Raw genomic sequence first — 11,680 nt, 5'->3', positions numbered from 1 at the left:
CTGCCGGAATGGTCCATCAACAAGACCCGTCAACAGAAACTGCTGACGGGTCTTGTTCAGGAACAACAGGTCACTTTACGGATTCGAGGAAGCGCACGAAGCCTGCACGGCCTGCTTCGTCCAGCTTGTAGACACCGGCATCGGTCAGGACCTCGGCGAAGACATGGCCGACCTCGTCCTGCAGGATGAGGTGGACCGTATCAGCATTCAGCTCCGGGTGCCGGGCGAGGATCTCCTCGGCCCAGGCAGCATGTTTTTGCAGGGCTTCGGGGTAGTCGGCCGTGGGCACATGCGCGATCAGCAGGTCGGCCAGATCAAACAGCTCCTGCTTCAGGCGGCTGGGCAGCACGGCCAGACCCATGACCTCGATGAGGCCGATGTTTTCCTTTTTGATGTGGTGGAGCTTGGCGTGGGGGTGGTAGACGCCCAGCGGGTGTTCCGGCGTGGTGATGTTGTTGCGGAGCACGAGGTCCAGCTGGAATCTGCCGTCCCGCATCCGGGCGATGGGGGTGATGGTGTTGTGCGGCTCACCGTCGGTCTCGGCGTAGACGAAGCAGGCTTCGTCAGTGTAGCCGCGCCATGCGGTCAGGATCTTGTCCGCCAGGTCCACCAGACGGGCGTCGTCCTCGCAGGTCAGGCGGATGCAGCTCATGGGCCAGTGGACGATGCCGGCTTCGACGTCCTCGTAGCCGGGGAAGGTCCAACTCTTCTCGATGGGAGCTTTGGCCATGGCGAACTCGTAGTGGCCGCCCTGGAAGTGGTCATGGCTCAGGATGGAGCCGCCCACGATGGGCAGGTCGGCGTTGCTGCCCACGAAGTAGTGCGGGAACAGCGCCACGAAATCCAGCAGCTTACGGAAAGTAGCCCGCTCGATCTTCATGGGGGTGTGCTGGCTGTTGAACACGATGCAGTGCTCGTTGTAGTAGACGTAGGGGCTGTATTGCAGATTCCACGCGCTGTCGTTGATGGTCAGCGGGATGATGCGGTGATTCTCGCGGGCGGGGTGGTTCATCCGGCCCGCATAGCCCTCGTTCTCCACGCAGAGCTGGCATTTGGGGTAGGCGCTCTGGGGGGCCAGCTTGGCGGCGGCGATGGCCTTGGGGTCTTTTTCGGGCTTGGAGAGGTTGATGGTGATGTCCAGATCGCCGTAAGGCGTTTTGGTGACCCACTTCAGGTCCCGCTTGATGCGGTAGCGGCGGATGTAGTCGGTGTCCTGGCTGAACTTGTAGAACCAGTCGGTGGCAGCCTGGGGGCCTTCCTCCTCGTACCGCTCCTCAAAGTTGGCGCGGACGATGGAGGGGCGCGGGGTCAGGACGCCCATGAGTTTGGTGTCAAAGAGGTCGCGGGCGGTGGAGTTGTCCGCGCACACACCGCGCGATACAGCATCGTCCACCAGCGTTTTCAGGATGGATTCGAGGTCTTTGTAGCAGACTTCGCTCTCCGGTTCGGTGAAGCTGTCCAGCTGCATGGTCATGAGCAGCTGGTTGCGGATGTAGATTGCATCGTCCGGCAGGATGAGGCCGGTGTCCAGACCATAGTTGACGAGCTGCTGAATGGCAGTGGAGATCACAGGACAGCGCCTCCTTCCGGGCGGATGGAGAGGATGTGGCAGCGGCCCTTGCCGAGGATGGCCTCCATCTCAGCCTTGAAGGAATCGAGCCGGGTCAGCGGCACAAAGGCCTGCACGGTGCCTGCGAAGCCGCCGCCGTGGACGCGGACTGCGCCCTCGCCGTGCAGGAAGTGCTTGGCGGCAGCGATGGTCACGGCCACCTCCTGATGCTCCTTATACCCGGCGGGGATGACGTTCTGCAGATACTCCCAGCTGCTCAGACCGGACTCGGTGACCAGCGCAAGGAAGGTCTCGAAGTCGCCCGCGCGGAGGGCGTCCACCTGCTTTGCGACCCGGTCGTTGTCGGCGTAGACGTGGAAAGCGCGCAGAACGGCGCGGTCGCCGCACTGTCTGCGGCACTCCGGCAGTTTGGAAAGGAAGGTCTCGAACGGCACATCGCGCAAAACTTCGCCGCCGCAGACCGCTGCCACGGCGCGGCAGTCGGCCGGGATGGCGGCATACTCGTCGGTCAGGTCGGCGTGGTCTGCACCGGAATCCAGGATGCAGAGCGCGAGGCCGGCCTTGGAGAAATCGACCTGCACAGGCTCGACCACGGGGTGGGCCGGGTCGGCAAAGTCGATGGTGATGATGTTGCCGACGCTGGAAGCCATCTGGTCCATCAGGCCGCAGGGCTTGCCGAAGTAGACGTTCTCTGCCCACTGGCCGATCTGGGCAATGGCGATGGGGGAGACCTTTTCGGTCATGAAGCAGTCGTTCAGGATGACGCCGATCAGCACCTCGAAGGCGGCAGAGGACGAGACGCCGCTGCCCTTGGGCACGTTGGAGGAGATGTAGACATCCAGACCGGAGAGGCTGGCTCCGCGCTCCTGGAAGGCCTTGCACTCGCCGCGCAGGATGGCGGCGCTGGTGTTTTCCTCTTCCTTGCGGGCCGTCAGGTCGGCCAGGTCGATGACGCACAGGTCATAGCCCTCGCTCTGGACGCGCAGCTGGTTCAGGCGGTTGGGGGCGGCGGCTGCGATCATATCAATGTTGACGCTGCCGGCCAGCACACGGCCGTGCTGGTGGTCGGTGTGGTTGCCGCCGATCTCGGTGCGGCCGGGGGCACTGTACAGCCCGGCCTCGGTGTGGGCACCAAACGTTTTTTCCAGCCCGTCCAGCACAGCAGCGTAGCGGGCTGCCTGTGCGGGGGTCTGTTCGGGGGCGCAGCAGTACAGCGAGGCCAGACGCTCGGTGTGGGCGCCGCCTGCCAGCTCCTGCTTCCAGACAGAAACGGATTTCATCATGGCGAGTTCCTCCTCTGAACAAATCGTGCAAACTTCGTCACAGCCCATGCGGCGGGCTGTGGTGGATCTTTCGATACTCCTATAATAAAGAATCTGTGCCCAAAAGACCATGCGTTATTGTTGCATTTGAATGCAAAGTTGCCAGAAAATCCGGCACGAAATTTGTGCAGAAATTCCTGCAACAGAGCTGAAAAAATCCTCCAAACCGGAAAAGCATTGGCCACAACCCACAAAGAACGGTCGGCTGCGGGTCAATCAGGGCCAGAGTTCCGATATGGAGGATTGGATTTTGCCAGCGGGTCAGTGGAAGTCCGGGCCGGTGAGGCCGTCGAGATTCAGCATCCCTTCCAGTGCAGCCACATCGGCGGAGACGTCCAGCGCGTCGGACTGGAACAGCTTGTCCAGCTGGTTTTCGAAGGCCGTGATGAGCAGATCCATCGAGCGCTCGATGCTCTGCCTGGCGTCGGTGATGTTCTCGCCCTGCACATCCTGCGCCGAGAGCTGGGCGTAGGTGTTCAGCAGCTTGAGGGCCGTGGGCAGGTAGTAATCCATGAACTTTTGCAGCTGGGCTTTTTTATCCGGGTCTTTCTTGGCCAGAGCAAAGATGCGGGCGCTGAGTTCTTCCAGCCGGGAGATCTTGGCCGTCATCACCGGGTCGGGGATGGCATCGTTGGCGCGGCGCAGCTGCTGCTGAAGGGAGGCGTACAGGTCTTCCGGTTCCGCTTCCGGCTCCGGCTGCGGTTCCTTGGGCGGCTGGGGTGCGGCCCCGCGCACGATAAGGGTGTCGGTGCGGTAGTCAATGTAGGCATCGGCCCCGAAATAGCCGTGGTCGATGGCGTGTTCCACCGCAGTGCGGCCTCGGACCGCGTCGATGCCGACCGCCGCGAACAACTCGCCCAGCGCGATGTTGTCCCGGTCGCCGACGATCTTGTCGAGCTTGCGTTCCAGCTTGCGGGCGCGGTCCATCCGCAGGCCGGTGAAGAGGGCTGCGCCGCCGCCGATGGTCTGGGCCAGCGCCGTCAGCAGCTCATCCCAGTCGATCTCATGGCTCCAGAGTTCCTCCATGGCATCGGCCAGGTCGCCGATGCCCACCAGCAGGAAGATGGCACCGAAGATGGTGCACAGGGTGGTGAGGGTCTTGTGCCACTGCTTGGCGCTCTTCTGCTCGGCGGTGGGGACATCCGGAACGGAGGCCGTCTCGCTGCGCTGGCCGGAGGCGGCGCTCTGCGCGGTGCGGGCGTTCTCTGCGCGGCTGTCACGGGTGGGGTCGGCATTCGTCTGCTCCTTTTTCTCGGCATCCCGGTCGATGGCGCGCAGGATGAAGAACAGGATGCCCAGCCACGGCGACATGGCGAACAGCACCAGCAGAAGGATGGTGGGGAGATGGGCAAGGAAATGGTTGCTGCGTTTTGGCTCCATGGGGCAAATTCCTCCTAAAATGAAAAGAACCGTGTTCCACCTTATTATAGCGGAACGCGGCTCTTTTGTTAAGGGATAATTTATCTGGGAGTAAACGCCTTATTTCATCAGGCTGCAAACAGCTTCAGCATACGCGGCGGGGTCATCCACAGGCAGGCCCTCGATGAGCTGTGCCTGTGCATAGAGCAGGTCGCTGTATTTCTTGAGCTTCTCGGTGTCACCGGCCTCCTGTGCGGCCTTGAGCACGGCGAAGACGGGGTGATGGATGTTCAGCTCCAGCACCTTGTCGCTCTTGACGCCCTCGCTGCCGGGCTGCTTGGAGAGGACCTTCTCCATCTCGATGGAGAGCGGGCCGTCTGCGGAGAGGCAGACCGGGTGATCCTTCAGGCGGGTGGAGACCTTGACCTCCTTGACCTTGCCGTCCAGTGCATCCTTCATGGCATCGAACAGGGGCTTGTTCTCGGCGGTGGCATCCTCGGCGGCCTTCTTCTCGTCCTCGGTCTCAAGGCCCAGGTCGCCACTGTTGACGTTCTTGAACTCAACGGTGCCGTCCTTGCCCTCGGCATCCTTGCGGGGATAGGTGCGCAGGATCTGCAGGCAGAACTCATCCACATCCTCGGTCAGCAGCAGCACGTCGTAGCCCTTATCCAGCACCAGCTCAGCGGCGGGGAGCTTGGCCAGACGGTCGGTGGAGTCACCGGCTGCAAAGTAGATGAACTTCTGCTCAGCGGGCATCTTGTCCACATACTCCTGCAAAGTGACCATCTTCTGCTCCTTGGCAGACCAGAACAGCAGCAGGTCGCGCAGCAGCTCGCCGTGCATCCCGTAATCGGAGTAAGCGCCGAACTTGATCTGGCGGCCGAACTCCTTCCAGAAGGCCTCGTACTTCTCGCGGTCGTTGGTCAGCATGGCGTGGAGCTCGTTCTTGATCTTCTTTTCCAGTGCGTTGTGGATCAGCTTGAGCTGGTTGTCCTTTTGCAGCATCTCACGGCTGATGTTCAGGCTCAGGTCCTGGCTGTCCACGATGCCCTTGACGAAGCTGAAGTAATCGGGCAGCAGGTCGCCGCACTTTTCCATGATGAGCACACCGGAAGCGTAGAGTGCCAGACCCTTTTCGTAGTCCTTGGTGTAGAAGTCGTAGGGGCGATGGCTGGGCACAAAGAGCAGAGCGTTGTAGTTCGCGGTGCCCTCGGTGCGGCTGACGATGACGCGGGCGGGGTCGGTATAGTCGTTGAACTTATCCTTGTAGAAGGCGGCGTACTCTTCGTCGGAGACTTCGCTCTTCTGCTTCTTCCAGATGGGCACCATGCTGTTCAGGGTCTCCAGCTCGGTGTAGGTCTCCCACTCCGGCTTGTAGTCATCGGGCTTGGGGTCCGGTTCGGGCTTCTGGCGGCTCTTCTCGCGCTCCATCTGGATGGGATAGCGCACATAGTCGCTGTACTTCTTGACGATGGCCGCGATGCCATATTCATCGAGGAAGTTCTCGTAGTTGTCGGTGTCGGTGCTGGGCTTGATGTGCAGGATGATGTCGGTGCCCACGGTGTCCTTTTCGGCCGGGTTCATCTCGTAGCCGTCCGCACCGCTGGATTCCCACTGCCAGGCCTGGTCTGCGCCGTAAGCTTTGGAGATGACGGTGACTTTGTCGGCCACCATGAAGGCCGAGTAGAAACCGACGCCGAACTGGCCGATGATGTCGATGTTCTCGTCCTTGTTCTCTTTCTTGAAGTCGAGCGAGCCGGAGTGGGCGATGGTGCCGAGGTTGGACTCCAGCTCTTCCCTGGTCATGCCGATGCCGTTATCGGAAACGGTCAGGGTGCGGCTGTCCTTGTCGCGGGTGAGCAGGATGCGGAAATCGCCTTTGTTCATGCCGACGGAGGTGTCGGTCAGGCTCTTATAATACAGCTTGTCGATGGCGTCCGAAGCGTTGGAGATCAGCTCGCGCAGGAAGATCTCCTTGTTGGTGTAGATGGAGTTGATCATCATGTCCATCAGCTTTTTGCTTTCCGCCTGAAATTCTTTCTTCGCCATAATACAAAACCTCTTTTGTTCAGATTCGGTGCCAGAGAGCCGGAGTTTGGGATAATGGCTTAGCACTCATAACTTTCGAGTGCTAATATACACCGCTTCGCATCAAAAATCAAGGGGTTTCATAAAAAGTTCAGAAATGTTTGCGGTTCTCTTTGCATTCCGGCTTCAAACCCATTATAATAGTCCCGACAAAGTCGGAAAGGAATGACTTCGATGCAGTTTGAAATGTGTGCGCTTCCCGGTGGAGGGAAGCTGGAACTTTATCTGCGCAGCCCGGACCCGGCCATGCCGAACGCGCTGCGCCGTCCGCTGGTGCTGGTGGTGCCCGGCGGTGGGTACGAACACGTCAGTGCCCGTGAGGCCGACCCGGTGGCGCTGCAGTTTGCAGCGGCAGGGTATCACGCCGCCGTGCTGACCTACAGTGTGGGCGAGGGGGCACGGGATCACCAGCCGCTGCGCCAGCTCCGCGCGGCCATCGGGCTGCTGCGGCAGAACGCAGAACGCTGGGGCATCCTGTCGGACCGGATCGCCGTTTGCGGCTTTTCGGCGGGCGGGCACCTGGCGCTGTCCGGTGCGGTGCTCGACTGCCCCGGCGAGGCGGCAGACCGCAGCCGGAAGCCGGATGCCGTGCTGCTGGCCTATCCGGTCATCACGGCGGGGGAGTATGCCCACCGGGGCAGCTTTGTGCAGCTTTCGGGCAGCGAAGACCGGGCGGAGCACCGGAGATTCGGGCTGGAAGAGAAGATCACACCGGATACACCGCCGGTCTTCGTCTGGCACACGATGGAGGACGCCACCGTCCCGGTAGAGAACACCCTGCTCCTCCTTGCAGCGCTGCGGAAGAACCATGTCCCCTGTGAGGCGCATCTGTTCGAGAAGGGGGGCCACGGCACCAGCATCTCCACCGCAGAGGTGGATGCCGCCAGCGCCCACCGCGCCCACTGGGTGCAGCTGGCGGTGGAATGGCTGAACGACACCTTCGACTTCCATCTGGAATAAACTGGATTTGTACAGTTCTACAAAAAATTCATGAAAAAATAGTTGACCTGCAACAAATTTTAGCGTATACTGGTCAGCGAAAACAAACGCCGGGCACACCGCCCGGAAGGAAGAGGGAACATTTATGGCAATGCGGCCGGAAATTTCTGTCAAGAACCTGATGATGCAGGCATTCCTGACGGGCTGGGAGCTCTCCGACAAGAGCATCTCGCAGGATGAATATCTTCAGAGCGCCATTCAGGTGATCGAGGTGCTCCAGGTGGAGCCGGAGAGTCTTTATGCCGAGGAAGGCCTCGGTCTGCCGGACGGCGAAGAGGTGGACCATCTGGACGACCTGCTCCGGGCAGACGGCCAGTGGATCTATTACGGCGTCGAGGCAGAGAACTTCTTCCTCATCCAGTGGTATCCGGATGTGGAGTCCGCCAAGGCCAAGCTCGCGGAGCTGGACGCCATGGGCGACGGCAGTCGGCAGTATCTGGTGGATATGAGCCTGAAGCGCGAGAACCCCAGCAGCGCCGAGAACTTCGGCAATTCCAACCCCGTCCAGCTCCGCTCCTGATGTTGATTTTTAAGAGGAAAGGGACCCCAAGCAATGCAGCTTTCTCAGACTGAACGTGAGCAGCTTTACGCCATTCTGGAACAGTACGACCACCATCCCAAAGTGCAGGAGATGCGGGAGTTCATCCAGCATGGCGATGTGACCACCTATCAGCACTGCAAAAATGTGGTGCTGGTCAGCTTCTGGCTCAACCGCCGCTTCCATCTGGGTGCCGACGAGACCGCGCTGGCGGTGGGCGGATTTCTGCACGATTTCTACCTGTACGACTGGCACAAGACGAGCAGCTTCCATGGCATCCGCCGCCTGTTTGAGATGCACGGCTTTTCGCACCCCGGTTCGGCCTGCGTGAATGCGGAGCACTACTTCCACATCACGAAGAAGGAGCAGGACATCATCCAGAGCCACATGTGGCCGCTGACCTTCCGGCATGTGCCCACCTGCCGCGAAGCCATCATCGTCTGCCTGGCCGATAAGTACTGCGCTGTGGTGGAGAGCATGTTCAGCCGCGCCAAAGTCGCCACCACCGTGGGTGCGGATGGGGCCGACGACACCGAGTGGTAATCACAAAACAACAAAAAATCCTTCCGGCAATTGCCGGAAGGATTTTTTTCGTTGTGATGGGACTTATTCCGACCGCAGGGCCTTGACGGGGTCAGAGCGGGAAGCGCCCTTGGCGGGGATGAAGCCGCCGAGGATGGTCAGCACGGTGGCCAGAACGATCAGCACAAGGGCTGCGTTCAGCGGCAGGCGGGCGACCACGTTGGTGCCGTTGGAGATCTTCTGGATGAGCATATTGCCGGGGATGAGCAGGATCTCGCTCAGCACGACGCCCATCACGCCGGAGCACAGGCCGATGATGAAGGTCTCGGCGTTGAACACCTCGGAGATGTTCCGCTTGGACGCGCCGATGGCACGCAGGATGCCGATCTCCTTGCGGCGTTCAAGCACGCTGATATAGGTGATGACGCCGATCATGATGGACGAGACCACCAGCGAGATGGAGACGAAGGCGACCAGCATGTTGGAGATCATGTTGATGATCTCGGTCACGGAGGTCATCAGGGTGCCGACGACGTCGGTGTAGTGGATGACCTTGTCGTCCGCGCCCTGGGACCGCATGTTGTCGTTATAGGCGTCGAGTTTGGCCACGACGGACGCCTTGTGGTCAAAGTCCTGCGGATAGATCTTGATCTGGCTGGGGGCGTCGAGGTCGGCATAACCCAGCGTCTGCAGGTTGCTGTCATAGGTGGCGGTGGAGGAGAGCATGGCCGACTTCATCAGGTCGGTCAGGTCGTCCTCGCTCATGTTGAACTGGATGGCCTTCTGGAAGGCTGTGGCGTCGATCTTCAGCGCGCTCTCCATCTGGCTGCCCAGCTGGGAGAAGCTCTGCTGCATCTGGCTCTGGATGTTCTGGCTCATCTGGGTCATCAGCTTGGTCATGGCCGTCTGCATCGCGCTGCCCAGCTGGGTTTGCAGCGTCTCGGAGATCTGCGACGAGTAGCTTTCCATGAGGGTGGACATCGCCGTCTGCATGGCCTCCGAGAACTGGGCCTGCAGGGCGTCCTGGTCAAACAGTTCGCCCATGGCGTCGTTCATCAGGGTCTTGAAGGCATCGCTCTTGAGGTACTGGGAGAAGCTGATCTTGTTCAGGTTCAGGATGCCGTTCCCGATGACATAGTCCTTGTAGCCGACCAGAACCTTCTGGGCCAGCTCCTGCATCTTGTCTTCGGAGACGGAAAGATCCATGTTGGCAAAGAGGTCGGTCAGGGTGCTCATGTCCAGATCAGGCGTTTCGGTCAGATCCAGATCCAGCTGGAAATCGTCGGGGTCGAGCAGCGAGCCGAGATCGACCGAACCGTTGTCCAGATCGAATGCACCGCTGAGGTCGAAGTTCAGCTTGCTGGTGTCGAACTGGAAGGCGCTCTTGAGCATGTCGGTGTCGATGCGGAACAGGCTGCTCATATCAAAGGCGGAAGCGTCTTCGGTGCCGAAGGGTTCGCCGTTCATCACATTGATGGCAGGGGAGGCCAGCTGGTCTTTGACCATCTGAGAGTCGGCTGCGGCGGCGATGACGTGCTGGGTGAGGGCGGCCGGATAGGCGATGCCGGAGGACAGCATGGAAGCAGAGGCATCCTCTTTGGGCTGCACGACGCCCACCACGATCAGGGTCTCGCTGGATGTGACAAGGTTCTTCATGAAGTCCTTGTCGTCGGACTTGTCCACCCAGGCGTTGTGGTCGTCGTCGCGCAGATAGCGGTCGGCCGCGTTGACCAGTTTGAACTGGATGCCGATGAAATCGCTGTACCGATAGGTCTTGAAGTCGGTGGGGACATCGACGTTCTGGTTCTGGGCGAACTGCTGGATCATCTTGTCCAGCTCGGCGCTGTCCCGCAGGCCGAGGGCATACAGCGCATAGTCGGTGATGGTGCCGTCGGCACCCAGCACGGCCACGCATTCGTTGTACTTCTCCGGCCAGCGGCCCGCCTTGACCTCGTACTGGGAGTTGTAGAGTTCATCGCTTTCGGGCAGCTGATAGAACACGCTGGTGTTCATCATGGAGGACATCATGCTGTTGGTGGAACTTGTGGAGCTGATGCCCAGGCTGGAGAGGGAGGAATCCGGGTTCACCTGACGGATGGAGCCATCGGCGTCTTCCCGGTAGATCTGGGGCTGCGCATTATAAGAATACTCGATGGAGGTGGCATCCTCGGCAATGGTGCAGTCGTCGCTTTCGAGATAGGTCTTGAGGGACTTCAGGTCATTGGAGGTGATGCCCGCCACCATCTGGGTGATGAGCTGCCGCACCGGGACCATCCCTTCCTCGGCGGTCGTGCCGGAAGCGGACGTCGGCGAGCCGGAGGTGAGCATCGAGGTCAGGTCCATGCCGCTGCTGAGAATTTGCAGCGGATATTCGGACAGGGTGGAGCGTTCGGTGTCGTCGATATACTGGTTGACGCCTGCCGACAGGGAGATGATGAGCGCGATGCCGATGATGCCGATGGAACCGGCAAAGGCCGTGAGCAGGGTGCGGGCCTTTTTGGTCAGCAGATTGTTGAAGCTCAGGCTCAGCGAGGTGAGGGGAGACATGGACGAGCGGCCCATGCTCTTGTGCACCGGCGGGGCAAGCTGGGCGGTGTCCGGCTCGAAGGGGTCGGTGTCGGAGCGGATGACGCCGTCCTTCAGCTGGACGATGCGGGTGGCGTACTGGTGGGCCAGCTCCGGGTTGTGGGTGACCATGACGACGAGGCGGTCTTTGGCCACTTCCTTCAGCAGCTCCATGACCTGGATGCTGGTCTCGCTGTCCAGTGCGCCGGTGGGCTCGTCGGCCAGCAGGATGTCCGGGTCGTTGACGAGGGCGCGGGCGATGGCCACCCGCTGCATCTGGCCGCCGGACATCTCGGTGGGGTGCTTGTGCAGCTGGTTGCCCAGACCCACTTTCTGCAGCGCCTCGGTGGCCCGGCGGCGGCGCTCGGCACCCGATACGCCGGAGATGGTCAGTGCCAGCTCCACGTTGGCCAGCACGGTCTGGTGGGGGATGAGGTTGTAGCTCTGGAACACGAAGCCGATGGTGTGGTTGCGGTAGGAGTCCCAGTCGCGGTCGGTGTACTTTTTGGTGGAGATGCCGTTGATGATGAGGTCGCCGCTGTCGTACCGGTCCAGACCGCCGATGATGTTCAGCAGGGTGGTCTTGCCGGAGCCGCTGGGGCCAAGGATGGCGACGAACTCGCAGTCGCGGAGGCTCAGGCTGACCTTGTCAAGGGCTGTCTGGACCAGGTCGCCGGTTTTGTACTGCTTGTGGATCTTTTTGAGTTGAAGCATGGA

At 60.7% G+C, this 11,680-nt stretch carries 8 protein-coding genes; 3 read left to right on the top strand and 5 right to left on the bottom strand.

The features are described 5' to 3' along the window. Window positions 1-70: 70 nt before the first annotated feature. The 4 genes from galT to htpG all read right to left on the bottom strand — a co-directional run bounded on the left by galT (window position 71) and on the right by htpG (window position 6,300). Window positions 71-1,570, bottom strand: a complete 1,500-nt coding sequence (gene galT / locus DWY95_RS04550; protein ID WP_118552555.1) for a UDP-glucose--hexose-1-phosphate uridylyltransferase — start codon at window positions 1,568-1,570, stop codon at window positions 71-73. After that, complete coding sequence (locus DWY95_RS04545) at window positions 1,567-2,853, bottom strand: galactokinase family protein (protein ID WP_118552554.1); 1,287 nt, start codon at window positions 2,851-2,853, stop codon at window positions 1,567-1,569. Before DWY95_RS04545 ends, galT begins: the two co-directional genes overlap by 4 nt. A gap of 300 nt (window positions 2,854-3,153) precedes the next feature. Continuing rightward, entirely contained in the window at window positions 3,154-4,272 is a 1,119-nt protein-coding gene (locus tag DWY95_RS04540) for a 5-bromo-4-chloroindolyl phosphate hydrolysis family protein (protein ID WP_118552553.1), read from the bottom strand. A 99-nt stretch (window positions 4,273-4,371) separates the two neighbouring features. Next, complete coding sequence (gene htpG, locus DWY95_RS04535; protein ID WP_118552552.1) at window positions 4,372-6,300, bottom strand: molecular chaperone HtpG; 1,929 nt, start codon at window positions 6,298-6,300, stop codon at window positions 4,372-4,374. A gap of 213 nt (window positions 6,301-6,513) precedes the next feature. On the opposite strand from htpG, the gene DWY95_RS04530 reads away from it, so the two are divergent. The 3 genes from DWY95_RS04530 (at window position 6,514) to DWY95_RS04520 (ending at window position 8,419) form a co-directional block, all read left to right on the top strand. Further along, window positions 6,514-7,299 carry an alpha/beta hydrolase gene (locus DWY95_RS04530; RefSeq protein ID WP_118552551.1) on the top strand — a complete coding sequence of 262 codons (786 nt, stop codon included), beginning with the start codon at window positions 6,514-6,516 and terminating at the stop codon, window positions 7,297-7,299. Between the two features lie 124 nt (window positions 7,300-7,423). Beyond that, window positions 7,424-7,858, top strand: coding sequence for a hypothetical protein (locus DWY95_RS04525; protein ID WP_223383534.1), 435 nt, complete (start codon window positions 7,424-7,426; stop codon window positions 7,856-7,858). 33 nt (window positions 7,859-7,891) lie between these two features. Further along, on the top strand, window positions 7,892-8,419 hold the full coding sequence (locus DWY95_RS04520) for an HD domain-containing protein (protein WP_118552550.1): 528 nt from the start codon (window positions 7,892-7,894) through the stop codon (window positions 8,417-8,419). A 63-nt stretch (window positions 8,420-8,482) separates the two neighbouring features. On the opposite strand, the gene DWY95_RS04515 is transcribed toward DWY95_RS04520, so the two are convergent. Then, entirely contained in the window at window positions 8,483-11,677 is a 3,195-nt protein-coding gene (locus DWY95_RS04515; RefSeq protein ID WP_118552549.1) for an ABC transporter ATP-binding protein/permease, read from the bottom strand. Window positions 11,678-11,680 lie beyond the last annotated feature (3 nt).

The organism is Faecalibacterium sp. AF28-13AC, assembly GCF_003478405.1.
Taxonomy (GTDB): Bacteria; Bacillota; Clostridia; order Oscillospirales; family Ruminococcaceae; genus Faecalibacterium; species Faecalibacterium prausnitzii_E.
The sequence above is the reverse complement of the archived record's forward strand: the minus strand, read 5'-3'. Positions and strand labels throughout refer to the sequence as shown.

Coding starts and splice junctions, on each gene's coding strand:
- DWY95_RS04520 (WP_118552550.1), top strand. CDS start 7,892: ATGCAGCTTTCTCAGACTGAACGTGAGCAGCTTTACGCCATTCTGGAA.
- DWY95_RS04545 (WP_118552554.1), bottom strand. CDS start 2,853: ATGATGAAATCCGTTTCTGTCTGGAAGCAGGAGCTGGCAGGCGGCGCC.
- htpG (WP_118552552.1), bottom strand. CDS start 6,300: ATGGCGAAGAAAGAATTTCAGGCGGAAAGCAAAAAGCTGATGGACATG.
- DWY95_RS04525 (WP_223383534.1), top strand. CDS start 7,424: ATGGCAATGCGGCCGGAAATTTCTGTCAAGAACCTGATGATGCAGGCA.
- DWY95_RS04530 (WP_118552551.1), top strand. CDS start 6,514: ATGCAGTTTGAAATGTGTGCGCTTCCCGGTGGAGGGAAGCTGGAACTT.
- DWY95_RS04515 (WP_118552549.1), bottom strand. CDS start 11,677: ATGCTTCAACTCAAAAAGATCCACAAGCAGTACAAAACCGGCGACCTG.
- DWY95_RS04540 (WP_118552553.1), bottom strand. CDS start 4,272: ATGGAGCCAAAACGCAGCAACCATTTCCTTGCCCATCTCCCCACCATC.